Source organism: Streptomyces jumonjinensis, from assembly GCF_009600885.1.
GTDB classification, from domain to species: domain Bacteria; phylum Actinomycetota; class Actinomycetes; order Streptomycetales; family Streptomycetaceae; genus Streptomyces; species Streptomyces jumonjinensis.
In genome coordinates this window covers 92463-111705 of the sequence record NZ_VCLA01000121.1, presented here as the reverse complement: position 1 = coordinate 111705, position 19243 = coordinate 92463, and the positions used below count along the sequence as shown (strand labels likewise).

Annotated in this window: 17 protein-coding genes, 1 tRNA gene, 1 other RNA gene and 1 pseudogene; 14 read left to right on the top strand and 6 right to left on the bottom strand. The window is 71.0% G+C overall.

Features of this window, described 5'->3' with window-relative positions; all coding sequences use genetic code 11:
* Both FF041_RS14755 and ffs read right to left on the bottom strand, forming a co-directional pair.
* A partial coding sequence (locus FF041_RS14755) for a DNA polymerase III subunit gamma and tau (protein WP_323391871.1) occupies positions 1–1305 on the bottom strand: 1305 nt, incomplete at its 3' end.
* Positions 1306–1374: 69 nt separating this feature from the next.
* An RNA gene (ffs, locus tag FF041_RS14750) (signal recognition particle sRNA small type) lies at positions 1375–1473 on the bottom strand.
* A 72-nt stretch (positions 1474–1545) separates the two neighbouring features.
* Between ffs and FF041_RS14745 the strand changes: the two genes are divergently transcribed.
* From FF041_RS14745 to FF041_RS14735, 3 genes are all read left to right on the top strand, one after another.
* Positions 1546–1633 (top strand) — tRNA-Ser (locus tag FF041_RS14745).
* A gap of 346 nt (positions 1634–1979) precedes the next feature.
* Complete coding sequence (locus FF041_RS14740; RefSeq protein WP_153523250.1) at positions 1980–2255, top strand: CopG family transcriptional regulator; 276 nt, start codon at positions 1980–1982, stop codon at positions 2253–2255.
* Positions 2252–2674, top strand: a complete 423-nt coding sequence (locus FF041_RS14735; RefSeq protein ID WP_153523249.1) for a PIN domain-containing protein — start codon at positions 2252–2254, stop codon at positions 2672–2674. The genes FF041_RS14740 and FF041_RS14735 overlap by 4 nt, the downstream gene beginning before the upstream one ends.
* Positions 2675–2917: 243 nt before the next feature.
* On the opposite strand, the pseudogene FF041_RS14730 reads toward FF041_RS14735, so the two are convergent.
* A pseudogene (locus FF041_RS14730) lies at positions 2918–3181 on the bottom strand (GNAT family N-acetyltransferase); the annotation flags it as partial.
* A gap of 265 nt (positions 3182–3446) precedes the next feature.
* Between FF041_RS14730 and FF041_RS14725 the strand changes: the two are divergent.
* A complete protein-coding gene (locus tag FF041_RS14725) occupies positions 3447–4874 on the top strand; it encodes a DUF2252 domain-containing protein (protein WP_153523248.1) in 1428 nt (475 codons plus the stop codon).
* Positions 4875–5062: 188 nt separating this feature from the next.
* Here FF041_RS14725 and FF041_RS14720 read toward each other — a convergent pair whose 3' ends face one another.
* A complete protein-coding gene (locus tag FF041_RS14720) occupies positions 5063–6415 on the bottom strand; it encodes a DUF418 domain-containing protein (protein ID WP_228388210.1) in 1353 nt (450 codons plus the stop codon).
* A gap of 336 nt (positions 6416–6751) precedes the next feature.
* Between FF041_RS14720 and FF041_RS14715 the strand changes: the two genes are divergently transcribed.
* The 4 genes from FF041_RS14715 (at position 6752) to FF041_RS14700 (ending at position 12084) form a co-directional block, all read left to right on the top strand.
* A complete protein-coding gene (locus tag FF041_RS14715) occupies positions 6752–7810 on the top strand; it encodes a PaaX family transcriptional regulator C-terminal domain-containing protein (RefSeq protein ID WP_153523247.1) in 1059 nt (352 codons plus the stop codon).
* A 138-nt stretch (positions 7811–7948) separates the two neighbouring features.
* Positions 7949–9442, top strand: a complete 1494-nt coding sequence (locus FF041_RS14710) for a peptidoglycan D,D-transpeptidase FtsI family protein (RefSeq protein ID WP_153523246.1) — start codon at positions 7949–7951, stop codon at positions 9440–9442.
* Between the two features lie 180 nt (positions 9443–9622).
* Complete coding sequence (locus FF041_RS14705) at positions 9623–10201, top strand: hypothetical protein (protein WP_323372387.1); 579 nt, start codon at positions 9623–9625, stop codon at positions 10199–10201.
* Positions 10202–10416: 215 nt separating this feature from the next.
* A complete protein-coding gene (locus tag FF041_RS14700) occupies positions 10417–12084 on the top strand; it encodes an FAD-binding protein (RefSeq protein ID WP_323391870.1) in 1668 nt (555 codons plus the stop codon).
* Between the two features lie 227 nt (positions 12085–12311).
* On the opposite strand, the gene FF041_RS14695 is transcribed toward FF041_RS14700, so the two are convergent.
* Entirely contained in the window at positions 12312–13832 is a 1521-nt protein-coding gene (locus FF041_RS14695) for an MFS transporter (protein WP_153523245.1), read from the bottom strand.
* A 126-nt stretch (positions 13833–13958) separates the two neighbouring features.
* On the opposite strand from FF041_RS14695, the gene FF041_RS14690 reads away from it, so the two are divergent.
* The 5 genes from FF041_RS14690 to FF041_RS14670 all read left to right on the top strand — a co-directional run bounded on the left by FF041_RS14690 (position 13959) and on the right by FF041_RS14670 (position 18461).
* Positions 13959–14639, top strand: coding sequence for a TetR/AcrR family transcriptional regulator (locus tag FF041_RS14690; RefSeq protein ID WP_153523244.1), 681 nt, complete (start codon positions 13959–13961; stop codon positions 14637–14639).
* 393 nt (positions 14640–15032) lie between these two features.
* The gene (locus FF041_RS14685; RefSeq protein ID WP_153523243.1) at positions 15033–15710 is read left to right on the top strand and encodes an HNH endonuclease family protein; all 678 of its coding nucleotides are present in this window, start codon (positions 15033–15035) and stop codon (positions 15708–15710) included.
* Between the two features lie 165 nt (positions 15711–15875).
* Complete coding sequence (locus tag FF041_RS14680; protein WP_153523242.1) at positions 15876–16079, top strand: hypothetical protein; 204 nt, start codon at positions 15876–15878, stop codon at positions 16077–16079.
* A 119-nt stretch (positions 16080–16198) separates the two neighbouring features.
* Entirely contained in the window at positions 16199–16786 is a 588-nt protein-coding gene (locus FF041_RS14675) for an HhH-GPD-type base excision DNA repair protein (protein ID WP_153523241.1), read from the top strand.
* 166 nt (positions 16787–16952) lie between these two features.
* Positions 16953–18461 carry a M28 family metallopeptidase gene (locus tag FF041_RS14670; RefSeq protein ID WP_323391872.1) on the top strand — a complete coding sequence of 503 codons (1509 nt, stop codon included), beginning with the start codon at positions 16953–16955 and terminating at the stop codon, positions 18459–18461.
* Here the strand turns inward: FF041_RS14670 and FF041_RS38995 are convergent.
* Entirely contained in the window at positions 18362–18772 is a 411-nt protein-coding gene (locus FF041_RS38995; RefSeq protein WP_228388219.1) for a hypothetical protein, read from the bottom strand. The two genes, FF041_RS14670 and FF041_RS38995, sit on opposite strands and share 100 nt — an antisense overlap.
* Before the next feature lie 110 nt (positions 18773–18882).
* Between FF041_RS38995 and FF041_RS14660 the strand changes: the two genes are divergently transcribed.
* The gene (locus tag FF041_RS14660) at positions 18883–19179 is read left to right on the top strand and encodes a type II toxin-antitoxin system VapB family antitoxin (protein ID WP_003955420.1); all 297 of its coding nucleotides are present in this window, start codon (positions 18883–18885) and stop codon (positions 19177–19179) included.
* The last annotated feature ends 64 nt before the right edge of the window (positions 19180–19243 follow it).

Sequence of the window (19243 nt, the reverse complement as noted above, 5' to 3'; positions counted from 1 at the left end):
GGGTGCGGGCGCGGGCTGCGACATGGGCGGGGCGGCCGGCGCCGGGGGGCCGACCGGACCGTCCGGCCCCGGCATATGCGGTGCCGCGCCCGGTCCGGGGACGTATCCCATCGGAGGGGTGGTGGCCGGGGGGCCGGCGGAGAAGGCCGCCCCGCGCTCCAGCCGGTCGAGCCTGGCCTGCGTCGAACGCTCGTCGTCGAAGGCCGCGGGCAGCAGCACCCGGGCGCAGATCAGCTCCAGCTGGAGCCGGGGCGAGGTCGCGCCGCGCATCTCGGTGAGCCCGGTGTTGACCAGGTCGGCGGCCCTGCTCAGCTCGGCGGCGCCGAACACGGACGCCTGCGCCTGCATCCGCTCGACCACATCGGCGGGGGCGTCGATCAGCCCCTTCTCGCCCGCGTCGGGCACGGCTGCCAGGATCACCAGATCCCGCAGACGCTCCAGCAGATCGGCGACGAAACGGCGGGGGTCGTTGCCGCCCTCGATGACCCGGTCCACGATCTCGAACGCGGCGGCGCCGTCCCCCGCCGCGAAGGCGTCCACGACGGAGTCGAGGAGCGAGCCGTCGGTATAGCCGAGGAGACCGGTGGCCATGGCATAGGTCACACCCTCCTCGGTCGCACCGGCGAGCAGCTGATCCATGACGGACATGGAGTCCCGCACGGACCCGGCCCCGGCGCGCACGACGAGCGGGAGCACCCCGTCGGCGACGGGGATGTCCTCCTTGCCGCACACCTCGCCGAGGTAGTCGCGCAGCGTGCCCGGGGGCACCAGCCGGAAGGGATAGTGATGGGTACGCGACCGGATCGTGCCGATGACCTTCTCGGGCTCGGTGGTCGCGAAGATGAACTTGAGATGCTCCGGGGGCTCTTCGACCACCTTCAGCAGAGCGTTGAAGCCCTGCGGGGTGACCATGTGGGCCTCATCGATGATGTAGATCTTGTACCGGCTGCCGGCGGGCCCGAAGAATGCCTTCTCCCGCAGGTCACGGGCATCGTCCACGCCTCCGTGGGATGCGGCGTCGATCTCGATGACGTCGATCGACCCCGGGCCGTTCCTCGCGAGATCGCGGCAGGACTGGCACTCGCCGCAAGGCGTCGGGGTGGGACCCTGCTCACAATTCAGACAGCGGGCGAGAATGCGCGCACTGGTCGTCTTGCCGCAGCCCCGCGGCCCGCTGAACAGGTACGCGTGATTGACCCGGTTGTTGCGCAGGGCCTGCTGCAACGGGTCAGTGACATGCTCCTGCCCGATGACCTCGGCGAAGGACTCGGGGCGATAGCGGCGGTACAGCGCAAGGGACGACACACTTACGAGGTTATCGGGACCGACTGACAACCGTCCCCCACTCCACGCCCCGCCGCCCCCTTCCCCGACAACGCAAGCGCCCCTCACGCACCCGCCAGAGCCGACCTACCCTTGCTGCCTTCCGGCCCTGGGGGAGTTCAGTCAGATAGCGCCACGTGAGGGGCTCTGCACAGGGTACCCGATGACCGGGGGTGGGAACGAGTTCGCGAGCAGTCCCCCGCGTCTTGTATTGTTTGCCGCGGAGGATTCGCCTAGTGGCCTAGGGCGCACGCTTGGAAAGCGTGTTGGGGGCAACCCCTCACGAGTTCGAATCTCGTATCCTCCGCCAGTGCCTCACCGGGCACTAACGTCGAAGGCCCCGCTGCTCGCAGCGGGGCCTTCGACGTTTCTCCGTCCCGGCTTCCGCCTCAGCCGCCACTTGGCGGGCACCGACCGGAGAACCCGGCGGCGGGGCCTCTTCGTTCCTCCGCAACCTCCCGGCCTCGCTTCGTCCTGCGCCATCACTGGAGGCGCCTGGGCCATCCGCAGCCTCCGGAAAAAACCCACTGGAGAACAGACAAGCTCCCCTGACCCGGCCCCAGCTCGCGTCCCCCTCGGCTCGATCCATCGGCCACGCCCGGCTCGGCACCACCAAGGATGGTAAGGCGACAAGTACACGGAGTATGGTCTCTTATATGGCGACGAAGAAAGTGACAGTGACGATCCCCGAGGACCTCCTTGAGGAGATCCGTGGTGAGGCCGCTGAACGGGGCCTGTCTGCGTACGTAGCCGAAGCTCTGCGCGTCAAGCGCGACCGCGACCGGCTCGTAGAACTCGTCGACTGGCTAGAGGAGGAACACGGGCCGGTCACGGAAAGTGAGCGCGCAGCAGTGCGCCACGAGCTGGACGATCTTGACGCCGAGCACAAGCTCCGCGCGGGCAGGAAGAACGGTGTGGGAGAAGCCGCATGAAGCAGCGGGGCAGTGACCACAGTCCGCCGTTGCGCGTCTTCGTGTTGGACTGCGAGGCTCTGTCGCTGGCCGTACGCGGGGATCGGATGATGATCGCCCGGCTCAGGCTGGCCGCTGACGGTGAAGCCGAGGTGGTGACCTCTCCGATGACACTCGTCGAGGCCTACGACGGCAGAACCACCGAACAGCGCTGGGACTGGGTACTCTCCCGCATCACGGTGGCGGACATCGGAAAAGACGAAGCACGACAAGCCCGCCGACTCTTGGCCGACACCGGGCTGCACGGTCACAAGTACGCGATCGACGCCATACTCGCCGTCATCGCACGGCAGCAGAAAGGGCAGGTCACGGTCTTCACCTCCGACGTGGACGACATGGAACGGCTGGTCCCCGAAAGGATCGTCGTCAAGAAGGTGTGACCTCGACCCGGTCTCGGTTCTGATTCTCATTCAGCGGCGGACAGCGGGATTCGCAGGCCCTGTCGCTGACGGCTCCGCCGCAGGTCAGGACGTACGCGAACGACCCTGAACACCGTTGGGGGCGGGTGGAAAGCGTGCCGGAGGCAGCCACTCACGAGTTCGGGTCACCCCGTACAGACCTCGAAGGCCCCGCCGCGAGAGCAGCGGGGCCTTCGGCGACTTCCCTCGGGGCCGGTCGATTTCCTAGGCACCGGCCGGGTGGCGCGGCTCGCGGCGCACCGCCCACAGGGCCGGGCCGCCGCCCGGCAGCTGGAGTTCCTCGCGCACGGTGAAGCCGAAGCGCTCGTAGAAGGGGAGGTTGGAGGCATTGGAGGACTCCAGGCAGGCGGGCAGGCCAGCCGCGTCGGCCTTGGCCAGACCCGAGCGGAGCAGGGCGGCGCCCTGGCCCTGGGCGGCGGGGTCGGCGCCGATCACCGCCAGGTACCAGTGCGGCTCCTGGGGGGGGTGTGCTTGGCGTCCTCGACGGCTTGCCCTAAATGGCTGCGAAGAGACGCAGCCATGCGGTGCGCACCGCGCACGCGCCTCGAAGTCATCCGGCGGCGTACCGCGACGCCGCCGAGCGCGAGGGCGAACAGAGCCCGGCCCGCCCGCGCCACATCCCGACCGCCGGGATGCGCCCCCCACACCAGGCCCCGGATAATGGCGGGCAGGGCGACCGCGTGCGGCGGAGACCCGCCCGTGGCGCCCGATCCCGGAACGGGAGGCGTGCGCCATGGCCGAAGCAGCGAAAGCATCGGAGGCGTCGGAGGCGTCGGACCCATCGCGGCTCTCGCCCCGAGAGCGGGCGGAGCGGGGCAGAGCGGCCCGTAAGAAGGTCCCGAGGTCCGCGCACGCCGGTTTCGGCCCCGCCGCGGGACGGCCCGACCCCGTGGACGTGATCGAGGAGCAGTCGGCCGCGCGGGTGCCGGAGCTGGTCCCCATCCGCTACGCGCGGATGGCGGAGTCGCCCTTCCGCTTCTATCGGGGCGCCGCCGCGATCATGGCCGGTGATCTGGCCGGCACCCCGGTCTCGGGCCTTCATGCCCAGCTGTGCGGGGACGCCCATATCCTCAACTTCGGCCTGCTCGGCTCCCCCGAGCGGCGGCTGGTCTTCGACATCAACGACTTCGACGAGACGCTGCCGGGCCCCTGGGAGTGGGACGTCAAACGGCTCGCCGCCAGTCTGGCGATCGCCGGTCGGGAGAACGGCTACTCGGCGAAGGCGCGGGCCGACATCGTCCGCGGGGCCGTGCGGTCCTACCGCGAGCGGATGCGGGAGTACGCCGGGATGGGGCATCTCACCGTCTGGTACGACCGCGGCGACATGGAGCGGCTCCAGGAGCTGGCGGACCAGCGGCTCGGCGCACGGGGCCGGGGGCGGCTGTCCGACGCGATGGCGAAGGCCCGTACCCGGGACAGCCTTCAGGCGTACGCGAAGCTGACCCGGATCCAGGACGGGGAACGCCGGTTCACCCCCGATCCGCCGCTGCTCGTGCCCGTCGACGAGGCGCTGGGCACGGAGCGGGATCTGATCGTGCGCCAGCTGACCGGGCTCATCGAGCGGTATGCCAGGAGCCTGTCCACGGAGCGCAGACATCTGCTCCGGCAGTACCGACTGGTCGACATCGCGCGCAAAGTCGTCGGGGTGGGCAGTGTGGGGACCCGCTGCTGGGTCATCCTGCTGCTGGGCCGGGACGACGGGGATCCGCTGATCCTCCAGGCCAAGGAGGCCGGCCACTCGGTGCTCGCCGCCCACACCGGCGAGAGCGAGTACGACAACCAGGGACAGCGGGTGGTGGCCGGGCAGCGGCTGATGCAGGCCGTCGGCGATGTGTTCCTGGGGTGGGACCGGGTCCAGGGCGCGGACGGGAAGCAGCGGGATTTCTATGTGCGGCAGCTGCGCGACTGGAAGGGCGCCCTGGCGCCGCAGGAGATGATCCCCCGGGGGATGCAGCTCTTCGCCGAGTTCTGCGGCGAGACCCTGGCCCGCGCGCACGCCCGGTCCGGGGACCGGATCGCCATCGCCGCTTATCTGGGCGGCGGGGAGACGTTCGACGCGGCGCTGGCCGAGTTCGCGGAGAGCTACGCCGACCAGAACGAAAGCGACCACCGCGCGCTGGTGGCCGCGGTACGGGCGGGCCGGGTGACGGCCGCCGAGTGACGGACGTACGTACGCGGCCACGCCGCACAGCGTCCTTCCCGAGGGATGGTCGCGGGCGGGCCGGGCCACCGACCGTACGTACGTACGCGACCACGCCGCACAGCGTCCTTCCCAGGGACAGTCGCGGGCGGGCCGGGCCACCGACCGTACGTACGTACGTACCCGACCACGCCCGCACAGCGTCCTCCTCAGGGCGCGTCCGGCTTCCGCCAAGGCGGGCGGGTCGCGTTGGTGACGGCGCGCAGCAGCCATTCGACCGGTCCGTACGGATGACGGCGGAGCCACCGGCGCGAGGCGAGGGCCTGGCAGAGGAAGAGGGCCAGCGCGATGCCCACCACCGGCAGCGGGGGCACCCGGCCGACCAGGGCGGCGCCGTACCCCGTGAAGAGCAGGGCGCAGATCAGCGACTGGCCGAGATAGTTGGTCAGGGTCATCCGGCCCGCCGGCGCCAGCAGGGCGGCGGTCCGGCGGGCTCTGCCCGGGTGTACGAGGCGGAGCACCGTGGCGGCGTAGGCGGCGGCCAGCAGGGGCGCGGTCGCCACGTCGACGCCGAGGGCGAGCAGTTGGTAGGACGAGCCGGGGTGCTCCAGGCTCGCGTGGGCGTAGACCGCTCCGCCCGCCAGCCCCACCGGGAAGCCCGTCCACTGGATCCGGCGCAGCGCCTGTTCGTGGTCCGCGAGGCGTTCCATGACGCCGTGTCTGCTCGCGGCCAGGCCGAGCAGAAACGCGGCGAACGCGGCTGGGGCCTGGAAGAAGACGAGCAGGAACACCACGTCCGGGAGCTGCCGGAGATGGGCCCCGATCACCGAGCCCGCGTCGCCGCGCAGCGCCTCGGTGGCCGCCCGGGCCCGGTCGGCGGTGGCGGCCGGGTCGAGGCCGCCGCCGCCCGAGAGGTGCTGGGCGAGGGCGAGCAGGGCGTAGCCGAGGGCGGTCAGGACGAACAGGGCCACAGCGATCCGTACCGCCGTGCGCGGCTGGACTCGGCGGACCGCGAGCAGGATCAGGCCGAGTACGGCGTAGGTCGTCAGGATGTCGCCGGGGAAGAGCAGGACGGCGTGGCAGACGCCGAGGACGAAGAGCGCCGTGAGCCGGCGCAGAAACCTCGGGGTGAAGCGGGCGGCGGCGCGTTCGGCCGAGTTCAGCTGGAGGGTGAAGCTGTAGCCGAAGAGGAAGGAGAAGAGCAGGAAGAACTTCGCCTCGAAGAGGATCGCCGTCGCGTAGCGCACGCCGGTGTCGAGCGCCGAGTCGAAGCCGGGGTCCTCCAGGCCGGTGCCGTGGTAGGCGGAGGCGAGATAGGTGATGTTCACCAGCAGGATGCCGAGGAGCGCGAAGCCCCGGAGCGCGTCCATCCGGACGATCCGCGCCCGGTCCGGGGCCGCCGCTGGAGCCGCTTCCGGACCGCTGCCCGCTGGAATCCCCGCCGAGGTGCCTGCCGGGTGAGCGGGCGGCGGGCCGCCCGTAGCCGGGGTCATCCGTCCGCCCCCCGCCTGCGCCGGGCCCGGGGCGTCCGTGGGTGTCGTGCCGATGACGTGTTCATGCATCCCCTCCTCGCTATCGACCTTGAAACTATCACCAATGAAACGAACGTATTGGAGTTGATAGAAAAATGAGGGAGCTCGCGATGCCGGACGACACCAGCCCGTACGGATCCGGCGCGGAGCGCCCGAGGGGGCCGAGGAGCGGGTCGCCGGGCCGTACTGTGCACACGGCACGCCCCCCCTGACCGCGACGGCTGATGGGCTTCGGGGCCGCCACCACCACGCACCGGGCCATCGCCCGGGAGTGATCCGTACGGGCCCGGACACCGGCACCACCGGCCCCGCCCACCCCTCGCAGCGGACGGCCGCCCGCCCGCCACCCCCGTCTATGCTCGGCCCATGCCCGGCTCCGCCCCCGTCCCCGCCCCCGAGATCCCCACCCGGCTCGTCGTCCACTCCCTCGTCCGCGAGGACGGCACGGTCGACGCCGGTGAGCTGTACTCGGTCGCGGGCGCGCTGGGCATGAGCGATCAGCAGGTACGTCTCTGCATCAAGCGCCTGGTCGCCGAAGGCCGCTTCACCCATGAGGGCCGGGGCCGCAAGGCCCTGCTGCGCGCCACGGCCGAGGGCGCGGAAGCGCTGATGCCGAACGTGGAGTTCACGCGGTACGCCTACCGGCAGGATCGCGGCCTGGCCCCCTGGGACGGGGTCTGGCGCCTCTTCGCCTTCGCCATCCCCGAGTCGGCCCGCCCCGCCCGCGACGCCCTGCGCGACACCCTGCTCGGGCTCGGCGCGGCGGCCGTCCAGGGCGGTCTGTACGTCAGCGCCAACGCCGTCGGGGAGTATGTCGAGGCCGCGGCGGAGCGGCTGGGCGTGCTGCCCGCCGTCACCTTCCTCACCAGCGAGGATCTACGCGTCGGCACCGTACGCGCCCCACGGGAGCTGGCCGCCGCGCTCTGGCCGCTCCCCGAGATCTCCGAGCGCTACGACCGCCTCGCCGCGCTCGCACAGGCCCAGCTCGGCCGGCTGGAGGAGGGCGCGGCCCCGGCCGAGACCGAGCGGCTGACCATGGCGATCACCCTCGCTGCCGAGTTCACCCGGGCCATGGAGCCCGATCCGCTGCTGCCGCCCGAGCTGCTGCCGCAGCCCTGGGCCGGGAGCCGGGCGCGTGAGCTGGCGGACCGCTGCTGGACCCTGCTTCCCGGCCGGCCGCCGGACGCCCCGGACGGGGACCGGCCACGGCCGCGGCTGTTCCGCCTCTACGCCGACACAGCCGACACCGACGACACCGACGACGCAGTCGATACCGACGACGCAGTCGATACCGACGACGCAGCCGGCACAACCGGCACAGCCGATACCGACGACATCCACGACATCGCCGACACTTCAGGGACGGCGACCACCACCGGGACCCCCCGGACCGGGGGCCGGGGTCCGTCCCCCGCCGGGACCTGAGAGGCTGGTTCATGTGATGGAGTGGACACACGACGCCGGGCACCCACCGCAACCGCCCGCCGCCGCATCGCATCTTCATCTCAGGAGAGCGCATAAGCACGGGGCACTCCGGTGCCACTGGCAGGAGGTTGGAACCGGATGAACAGGCCGTTGCGGCATATAGCTGTCTTCTGCGGCTTCCTGGTGCTGGCGCTGTTGCTGCGCACGAACTGGCTCCAGTTGGTCGAGAGCGAGGAGCTCTCCGCCCATGAGAAGAACCGCCGGGTGAAGATCGAGCAGTTCTCGACCCCGCGCGGGAACATCGTCGTGGACGGTTCGCCGATCACCGGCTCCAAGTCGGACCCCGGCATGGAGTTCCAGTACAAGCGCACCTACAAGGACGGACCGCTGTACGCGCCGGTCACCGGCTACGCCTCCCAGGCCCAGGGCATGTCCCTGCTGGAGAAGACCTACGACAGCGTGCTCAGCGGGCAGGACGACCGATTCGCCTTCCAGCAGTTCACCGGCATGCTCACCGCGGAGAAGCGGCGCGGCGGCGATGTGATCACCACCATCGACTCCAAAGCGCAGAAGGCCGGATACAAGGGGCTCAAGGATCTCGACGCGCGCGGCGCGGTCGTCGCCCTGGACCCCAAGACGGGCAAGGTGCTCGCGCTGGTGTCCACGCCGTCCTACGACCCCTCCGAGTTCTCCGGGAACACCTTCAAGGAGGGCGACCGGTATCTGTCGCTGGTGGACAAGAAGGGCAAGAAGGGCAAGCCGATGGCCAACCGGCCGCTGCGCGAGACCTATCCGCCCGGCTCCACCTTCAAGATCCTCACGGCCGTCGCCGCGCTGGAGCACGGTGTGGTGGACGACATCGACGCCCCCTCCGAGGCCGAGTCGCCCTATCAGCTGCCCCTCTCCACGAACCGGATCGGCAGCGAGGCCGGAGACGCCGTCTGCGGCAAGGCGTCGCTGAAGACCGCCATGCAGTACTCCTGCAACAACGTCTTCCTCGACGCGGCAGCCAAGCTCGGGCCGGACAAGATGCGTGAGACGGCCGAGAAGTTCGGCTTCAACAAGGACGTCTACTCGGAAGAGTTCGGCGACATGCTCGCCACCAAGAGCCTCTACCCGAAGGGCCTGGACAAGCCGGGAACCGCGCTGACCGGCATGGGGCAGGGCAGCCTCACCAGCACTCCGATGCAGATGGCCATGGTGACCGCCGCGATCGCCAACGACGGCAAGCTGATGCAGCCGTACATCGTCGACGAGCTGCGCGGTCCCGACCTCAGCACCCTGGAGAAGAACGAGCCCCGGCAGATGAGCCAGGCGATCTCCGAGGGCACGGTCCAGAAGGTCCAGGACATGATGGAGTACACCGCCAAGGAGGGCAGCGCGCAGCGGGCCCTGATCGACGGCGTCACGGTGGGCGGCAAGACCGGTACCGCGCAGCGCGGCGTGGACGTCAAGGACCAGGTGCCGTACGGCTGGTTCGTCTCGTACGGGAAGAACGACGCGGGCGACTCGGTCGCGGTGGCCGTCTTCATCGACCCCACCGAGATGGACATCTCCCGCTCGGACATCTCCGGCGGCAGGCTGGGCGCGCCGATCGCGCGCAGTGTGATGGAGGCCGTCCTTCAGAAGTGATCCCCGGCCCGGGGGAAACGGGCTCCGACGCGCCGGGGACCGGTCTTCACGACCGGTCCCCGGCGCGTTGCCGTACCCGGCGCGGGACACGGCGCGGGACACGGCGTGAGCGCGGCGTGAGCGCGGCGCGGGACCCGCCGCAGAACACGGCGCGAGACCCCGGGATGACGAACCGCGCTTGTGAGCACAGAATTCTCCGCCATACTGCTCGCCGTGGAGCAGAAGCACATAGGACCCAGTAATCCGCCGATGCACGCGGCCGGGGTGGACCCGGCGTACATCCCCGGGCTGATCCCCCCACGCCCCGCCGGGGCGGACGGCGGCACGGACGGGGAGAGACCGCCGGAGGACGGCGCGGCTCAGCCAGCCGTGCCCGAGGACGCCGTGCCCGAGGACGCCGTGCCGGAGGTCGCCGCGACCGAAGGGGAGCCTGACGGGACGGAGACCGACGGGACGGAGCCGGAGGACGACGGCAAGCCCGTCTTCGAGGTGTCCGACCGGCGTGGCGCGATCGTCGCCGACCGGGCCGGGGTCACCTTCCGGCTGGACACCGAGGAAGCCGAGTTCGGCTGGGACGAGATCAAGGCGGTGGAGATCGACATGCCGCGGTTCGGGCGGCGTTTCGGCGTCACCGTCTACACATCGGGCCAGCGCTGGTTCCAGAACGATGTCGAGGCGTCGTCCAAGACGGAGCTGAAGACCTGGAGCGACGAGCTCGACGCGGTGCTCGACGCCCGGTTCGAGGACTCCGAGGCGTAGTCCCGGCACCCCGGGAGCACCGGGGCGCGCGACCCCGTTCCGGCGGCGACGGCCCGGGGTCGTTTCGCCATGCCCCGGGACGGAGCCGGACCGAACCGGACCGGACTGAACCGGCCGGGGGGCTGACGCCACCCGTCGTACGGGGGTCGGGCCCATTCCCCCTGAGCGCGCCCTTCCCTACCGTTCGTCTCCCACGTCCGTGAGGGGAGACCGGTGTGAGGGAAGAGAACCGGAAACACGACAGGGGAAGCGACCGGCGCGGTGTACTGAGCGCCGCCCTGCTCGCCGGAGCGGGTGCGGCGCTGCCCACCGGCCCGGCGCACGCCACCACGGCGCACGCCACAACCGCGCATGCCACAACCGCACACGCCGAGAGCGTGCGGCCGAACCGGTCCCCGGCGGCGGCGGTCCGCGTCGCCCGGGACGACCCCCGCTACGACCATCTCGTCAGCCGGGGCGCGAACCGCTTCCGGGGCACGCCCGACGAGGTACGGCTGGTGGAGTCGACCGCGCAGACGGTCGACGCCGTACGGGACGCCGTCCGCGCCGGGCGGCGGATCGCCGTACGGAGCGGCGGGCACTGCTTCGAGGACTTCGTGGACCACCCCGGGGTCCGCACTCTGATCGATATGTCCCGGATGCGTGCGGTGTTCTACGATCCGGTCCGCCATGCCTTCGCGGTGGAGGCCGGGGCGACCCTCGGCGAGGTGTACCGGGCGCTGTATCTGGGCTGGGGGGTGACCGTCCCGGGCGGCTACTGCCCCGGTGTGGGCGCCGGAGGCCATGTGCCGGGCGGCGGATACGGGCCGCTGTGCCGGCTGTTCGGGCTGGTGTCGGACCATCTGTACGCGGTCGAGACCGTGGTGGTGGACCGTTCGGGACGGACCCGGAGCGTGATCGCGACACGGGAGCGCACCGATCCGAACCGGGAGCTGTGGTGGGCGCACACCGGGGGCGGCGGCGGAAGCTTCGGGGTGGCCACCCGCTACTGGTTCCGCTCCCCGGGCACGACCCGGGCCACCCCGCCCGAGAAGCTGCTGCCCGCCCCCTCGGCGACCGCGCTGACCTTCACCGCGCGCTGGGACTGGAAGAGCGTGGACCGGGCCGCCTTCACCCGGCTGGTGGACAACTTCGGCCGGTGGGCGGAGCGGCACAGCTCCCCGGGCGCCGAGGAGTGCGCGATCTACGACGAGTTCATCCTCGGGCAGCCGGCCGCCGACAATCTCCAGCTCTTCGGGCAGATCGCCGCGGCCCCGGCGGCGGCCGAGCGGCTGCTGCGGGAGCACATCGGCGCGGTGAGCGAGGGCACGGTCCGGCCCGCGAGCCTCTCCTCCCGCACCCTGCCCTGGCTGACGGCGGCGCTGCGGGGGTCGGGAGAGGGCGTCGGCGACTGGCGGGTGAAGATCAAGTCCGGCTATGCGCGACGGCGGCTCACGGAGCGCCAGACAGCCACGGTCCACCGCTGGCTCACCCGTACGGACACGGACGTGTTCGGCAGTCTCTCGCTCAACACCTATGGCGGGCAGGTCAACGCCGTGGCGTCCGGGGCGACGGCCGCCGCCCAGCGCGACTCGGTGCTCAAGCTGTCCTATCTGGCCATCTGGAAGGAGGCGGCGCAGGACGCGGCCCATCTGGCCTGGCTCCGGGAGTTCTACCGGGAGATGTACGCGGAGACCGGGGGCGTGCCCGTGCCGGGAGAGGTCGACGACGGGGCGTTCATCAACTATCCGGACGTCGATCTCGCCGATCCCCGCTGGAACACCTCGGGAACGGACTGGCAGACGCTGTACTTCAAGGGGAACGCGGCCCGGCTGCGCGCGGTGAAGGCCCGCTGGGACCCACGGGGGATCTTCCGTCACGCCCTCGCGGTCCCGGCGGACTGAGTACGGAGGGTCGGCCGGCCCTCCCCCGAAGGGCCGGCCGCCCGGTCGCCCGGTCGCCCGGTCAGCGGTCCGCCGTGCGGAGCGCCGCGAGGCCGAACCGCCGCCGGACCGGGACACCGGGAGCGTACGGCGCAAGAGCCCTGGGCTCGTACGGTGCGAAGGCCCCGGGCCCGTACGGCGCAAGGGCACCGGGTCGGTACGGCCCAGTGGCCCCGGGTCCGTACCGCTCAGTGGACATGCGGGCCGCCCGTCAGCTGCGGCTTTCCGCGCGGCACCAGGGCGAGCGAGAGCACCGCGCCGACCGCCGCCGCTGCCGCGAGCACGGTGAACGCGTCCGCGAAGGGGGCGGAGTCGCCCGTGGCGATGCCCGCGGCGGCCACGGTGGAGGCCACCGCGACCCCCACCGAAGCGCCCAGCTCGTGGAAGGTGTTGACGACGCCCGACGCGAGACCGGCCTCCTCGTGGCGGACCATCGCGAGCGCTGTCGTGGTCGCGGTCACGAACACCGCGCCGACGCCGAACGAGGCGACGACCAGACCGGGCAGCAGGGTCGCGTACGCGCTCGCCCCCTCGGGGAGGATCGCGAGCGGCACGCTGCCCGCCGCCGCGACCGCCAGCCCGCCCACCGCGCACGGGCGGCTGCCGACCCGTCCGACCAGCCGGGAGCCGAGATGCGCGCCGAGACCGACCGCGACCGCCACCGGGAGGAAGAGCAGGCCCGTCGCCATGGCGGTGAAACCGCGGGCGTGCTGGAGATAGACCGACCCGAGGAAGAAGAACGCGATCAGCAGCGCGGTGGCGACCAGCATCAGAAAGGCTCCGGCGAGCACCGGGCGGCGGGTGAGCATCCGAGGATCGAGCAGCGGGGCGCGGGTCGCCCGCTCCACCGCCGTGAACACGCCGTACAGCAGCAGCGCGCCGATGAGGGAGAGCAGGGTGAGCGGGTCCGTCCAGCCCCGGTCCCCCGCGCCGACCAGACCGTGGATCAGCGCTCCGGTGGCGGCGGTGACCAGCAGCGCGCCCGGTGCGTCGAGCCGGGCGGGGCGCGGCGGGCGGGCCGGGACCAGCGCCGGGATCGCGACGAGCAGCGCGAGGCCGACCGGGACGTTGACGTAGAAGACCCACTGCCAGCCGGGGCCCGCGGTGAGCGCGCCGCCGAGGAGTACGCCGGCCGCCGAGCCGGTGCCGCCGATCGCGGCCCAGACGCCGAGCGCCCGGTTGCGCTCCGCGCCGTGGAAGGCGGTGGTGACGATCGCCAGCGCGGCGGGAGAGAGCAGCGCCGCACCGACGCCCTGGGCGACCCGGCCGCCGATCAGCAGGGGGGCGCTCTGGGCGAGTCCGGCGGCGAGCGAGGCGGCGGTGAAGACCGCGAGGCCCATGAGCAGGGTCCGCCGGGCGCCCAGCGCGTCGGCGAGCCGGCCGCCGAGGAGCATCAGCCCGCCGAAGCTGAGGGTGTACGCGGTGACCGCCCAGGTCAGTGTGGTCCGGCCGAGGCCGAGGTCGGCGGCCATATCGGGCAGCGCGACATTCACCACGGTGACGTCGAGCACCAGCATGAACTGCGCGACGCAGATCAGCGCGAGGGCGGCCCAGCGCCGTGGATCGGCGGGCGGGCCCGCGCCCGCCGGGCCGTGGTGTCCGTGGTGGTCGTGGTGTCCGTGCGCGGAGTGTCCGTGCGGGTGGCCGTCGTCGGCGGCGGTGTTGTGACTCCCGTCCGCCGGGCGGTCGTCTGCGGCGGCATGGGTCATGGCGGTCCTCCCGAACCAGAGCGTGCGGCGGCTGAAGCGGAGCGCGCGGGCTTCTCAAATGAACCGTACAGTTCAGTTCAATTGAACTCAACCGTTCAGTTCAGTTGGTGGACTAGGCTCGGAACCATGAGTCCGGCTGCCACCGCCCCCCAGCCCCCCAGCGGCCCCCGCGCCGCCCGTAAGCGGCAGGCCATCGTCACGGCCGCCCGCACCCTCTTTCTGCGGGAGGGGTTCGGCGTCGGCATGGACGCCATCGCCGCCGAGGCCGGCGTGTCCAAGGTGACCGTCTACAACCACTTCGGCAGCAAGGAAGCCCTCTTCACCGCCGTCATCGCCGGCGCGCTCGACCACCCGTCGAGCGGCCCTGGCGGCGGCGAGGACTCAGCCGCCCCGCTGGCCCGGCTCGCCGAAGCAGCCGACGGGGACGGGGACGGCGAGCTGCGCACCGCCTTCATGGACGCGGCCCGCGCCTGGGTCCACGCCGTCCGCGACGATCGCGAGGTCGCCGCGCTGCGCACCCTCGTCTCCGCCGAGCTGCACCGCTTCCCCGAACTCGGCGAAGCCTGGCGGCACGACAGCCCCACCGGCCATCACCCCGTGGTCGCCGGGGCCCTGCGCACCCTGACCGAGCGCGGACGGCTGGACATCCCCGATCTGGAGGTGGCGACCCTTCAGCTGTACGCGCTGCTGGTCCACCCCCATATGGTCTTCGGCCAGTACGGCGCGGTCATGGACGACGATCTGACCGAGCGTCTGCTGGTCAGCGGCGTGGACATGTTCCTCGCCCAGTACGCCGCCGGGGCCTGAGCCCCGGCAGCGCATCGCGCCACGAACCCTGGGCCCGGACATGCACCACCGGCCCCGGAACCCGAATGGATCAACCCAGAGGGCCGCTCGGCGCAGCGATCCGGAACGGCCGGGTGACAGCCCGGACGAGGCCCCGCGAAAGCGCCCCCCACCGCTCTACCCTGACCCCGCCGGGGACGCGCACCGCGACCGTACGGCGCAGGCCGCGACGCTCCCCCGCACCCAGGTCGTCCGCGCTCCGTCCGGAGTCCGTCACCCCACCTGGAACGAACCGTTCCGCCCCCTCGCCCGCGTAAACCCAGCGTCTCGATTCAGCGGATTTTCCGCTCGTATGAGTGGAGTACTTGCGCCACCCATGCAGTATCGGCCCCTTTTCCCGCTAGGAACTGACGCATGACCAAACACCTCGGACGGGTGCTGGCCGCCCTTTCCCTCGCCCTCGTTCCCGTCGTCTCCGCCGTCCCGGCGCAGGCCGCGGCCGTCTCCCCCATGGAGGTGCTCCAGCTCGAAGACGCCATCTCCCTGCTCGTCGAGGCCGAGGAGAACCGCATCGGGTACACCCCGACGGCCTTCCCCCACTGGAACGCGGGCCAGAACGCCGCCGACGCCTGCTCCACCCGCGAGGAGGTGCTGCTCGCCGAGGCGATCGAGGAGCCGAACGCATCCGTCGCCTGCGCCGTCAGCGGCGGCCGATGGGTCTCGTACTACGACAACCAGTCGGTGAGCAGGGTCTCCAGCCTCGTCGTCGACCATGTGGTCCCGCTCGCCGAGGCATGGGGCTCGGGCGCCAGTGAGTGGACCGTGGAGCGCCGTGAGGCGTACGCCAACGACCAGGGCTCCCCGGCCACCCTGGCCGTGGTGACCGCCCGCTCGCAGCGCGAGAAGGCCGACCAGGACATCAAGCACTGGCTCCCCGCCGAGAACAGCGCGGTCTGCCGGTATATCGGCGACTGGACCGGAACGAAGCTGCGCTGGGGTCTGCACACCGACAAGGAGGAGCTCGAAGTGCTGAAGCTCTTCGCGGACAACAGCTGCGAGACCACCGTCGTCGTCTTCACCCGCGTTCCCTAAACCTCCGGACCTCCGGAAATCGACATTCCGACGGTTCATTACGCCGAACGGGTGAGCGTCCCGGCCATGAGTTCCCAGGCCGTGACCTTTCCGCCGGTCGGGTGGATACACCGGGCGACGAGCCAAGCGATGAACGAACAAACGAACGGACGGACGAAAAGCGACATGAAGCGGAAAATAGCCTTCACCGTATTCGGCACGGCGCTGCTGAGCGCCGTACTCCCCGCGGCCACGGCGGCGGCGGACGAGACCCATGAGAACTCGCACAACGGCGTGACACTGATCAACATCGGCCAGATCGACGATCCGCTGGAGGATGTGCTGGAGCACGCGGCGATCTTCGGCGAGACCTACGTCTACGGCGGCTGACACGGACAGAGACCGGACGGCGCCGGTCCAGGCCCCCTTACGCCCCTCCCGGCGGAAGGGGGCCTTCCGTTGGCTACGGCTCGCTGGCGGCGGGCGCGCGCCCGGGTGACCATCGGGTCATGAGCCCCGACATCCATCTCGCCCAGCGGCCGGAGGCCGATGAACTGCTCGGTCGCAGTCCGCTCGCCGCGCTCGTCGGAATGCTGCTCGATCAGCAGGTCCCCATGGAGTGGGCGTTCTCCGGCCCGTACACCATCGCCCAGCGGATGGGCGGCGACGATCTCGACGCCGGCCGGATCGCCGCGTACGACCCCGAGGCATTCGCCGAGGTGCTGAAGGAGAAGCCGGCCGTCCACCGCTATCCGGGGAACATGGCCAAACGGGTGCAGGCGCTCTGCCGGTATCTGGTCGACGAGTACGACGGCGACGCGGCGGCGGTCTGGCACGGCGCCGCGAACGGTGCGGAGCTGCTCGCACGGCTTCAGGCGCTGCCCGGGTTCGGCGAGCAGAAGGCGCGGATCTTCCTCGCCCTGCTGGGCAAGCAGTACGGGGTGCGGCCCGCCGGATGGCGTCAGGCGGCGGGGCCGTACGGGGAGCAGGGGTCGTACCGCTCGGCGGCGGACATCACCGGGCCCGAGTCCCTCGCCAAGGTTCGCGCACATAAGCAAGAGATGAAACAGGCGACGAAAACCGCAAAGAGTAGATGAAATCAGACTGGTTGAAGCGGATGTTCCGGCTCCGCGCATGACAATGCGATGAAATCGGACGTGAGTTGGGGCACAGGCGTTCCCATATCACCGGCTGTATCGCTAACTTCCCTTCAACTCGTCCATACCGGGAAGGAACTCTGTGAAGGCAACCCGTCGCAGAGCCGTGGCCACTCTGGCCGCCGCCGCACTCGCGACCCCGCTCATGCTGGCCGCTGCCTCCCCCTCCGCCGCCCAGCGGCAGGATCCGGGTCAGCAGGCGGCGAAGCTGGCCAAGAAGCTCGTTGCCAAGGCGTCCGCGAAGGACGCCTACAAGCATCTGAAGAAGTTCCAGCAGATAGCCGACACGGCGGGTGGCAACCGCGCCGCCGGCACCCTCGGCTACGACGCCTCGGCCGCGTATGGGTACCAGCAGCTGAAGAAGTACGGCTATGACGTCCGGTACGAGCAGTTCGACTTCCTCTTCGTCCAGACGCTCGCCGAGAAGCTCTCCGTGGTCTCCCCCGCGCAGCGGAGCATCGAGATCAACGCGCTCGACTACACCAAGTCGACCCCGGTCGGGGGCATCAAGGCCGACATAGCCGCCGTTCCGGTGGACGCCACCACCGGCTGTGAGCCCGCCGACTACGCGTCGGGGACCTTCACCGGGAAGATCGCCCTGATCAAGCGCGGCGGCTGCACCTTCGCCCAGAAGCAGGCGACGGCGGCGGACGCGGGCGCGCTCGGCGCGATCGTCTTCAACAACGTCCCGGGCGCGATGGGCGGCACGCTCGGCGACCAGGCGGCGGCGAAGATCCCCACGGGCGGCGTCACCCTGGCGGAGGGCGAGCGGCTCCTCTCCGAGGTGGCCGCCGGGCCGGTGAACGTCTCCTTCGAGGTGCGCCAGCTCCAGGAGAAGCGCGTCACCAACAATGTGATCGCCGAGACCCGCCACGGCAACGCGGCGAACACGGTGATGCTCGGCGCCCACCTCGACGGTGCGCTGGAGGGCCCGGGGATCAATGACAACGGCTCCGGCTCCGCCGGTCTGCTGGAGGTCGCCCAGGAGCTGGCCAAGGCCGAGAACCGCACGACCAACAAGGTCCGTCTCGCCTGGTGGGGCGCCGAGGAGAACGGTCTGCTCGGCTCCGAGGCGTATGTCGCGAACCTGAGCTCGCTCGGCAAGAAGGAGATCAAGCTCTATCTGAACTTCGACATGATCGCCTCGCCGAACTACGGCCTCTTCGTCTACGACGGGGACAACTCCGACGGTGTGGGCGCGGGCCCCGGCCCGGAGGGCTCGGCGCAGCTGGAGCGCGACATCAACGAGTTCCTCGCCAAGCAGGGCACCCCGCATGAGGGCACCGACTTCACCGGCCGTTCGGACTACGGCCCGTTCATCGAGGTCGGCATCCCCTCCGGCGGCGCCTTCACCGGTGCCGAGGGCATCAAGACGGAGGCCCAGGCGGCGAAGTTCGGCGGTACGGCGGGGCAGCCGTACGACCCGAACTACCACCAGAAGGGCGATGACATCACCAACGTCAGCAAGAAGGCGCTCGGGGTGAACATCGGCGTCATCGCGAACGCGGTGGGCACCTACGCGCATGACATCAGCTCGCTGACGAAGCCGGTGACGGAGTCGGCCCCCACGGTGGCGGGCACGACCAGCGACGGCCACGCGGAAGCCACGAAGTAGACGCGGACGACCGGGTCTCCTTCCCGGCCCCGCCCGGCATCGCCCGGGCGGGGCCGGGGCGTTTTCCGCCGGGTGCGGGTGCGGGTGCGGGCACGGGCGCAGCCGGGTCGCGGCGACCGGCGTCGGTCCACCAGTTCGAGCCCTTTGGCATCGGCGTAGTGGAAGATCAGCCCGTGCCGGTTGAGCATGGAAAGCGGAATACGGATCGGGGCGTCCGCGAGGCACCGTCCGTCCCAGAGCAGGGCGCCGAGTTCCAGTCCCGGGCCCGCCGGTGCGTATCCCGAGGCGATTTCCTGTGCGGGCTGCGGCATGCTCTCGGCCCTGACGAACCCCTGATTCTCCGTATCTGAGGAGTTTTGCCCAGGATCGCACTCCGACGCCATGGCTGCGCCCGGAGGTCGTTGCCCGGTAGGCTTTCCGTGTGATCTTCAAGCGCATCGGAAACGGACGGCCGTACCCCGACCATGGGCGGGAAAGCACCCGCCAGTGGGCGGATGTCGCGCCGCGCCCGGTTCGCCTCGATCAGCTCGTGACCACCAAGGGGCAGCTCGATCTGGAAACGCTGCTCGCCGAGGACTCCACGTTCTACGGCGATCTCTTCGCGCATGTCGTGAAGTGGCAGGGCGACCTCTATCTGGAGGACGGGCTGCACCGCGCGGTGCGTGCCGCGCTCCAGCAGCGGCAGGTTCTGCACGCGCGGGTTCTCGAACTGGGCTGAGCTTGGCTGAGCTGAGCTGAGCTGAGCGGTGGTGGCCCGCGGGCCCCTCGACTGACCCGTTCGG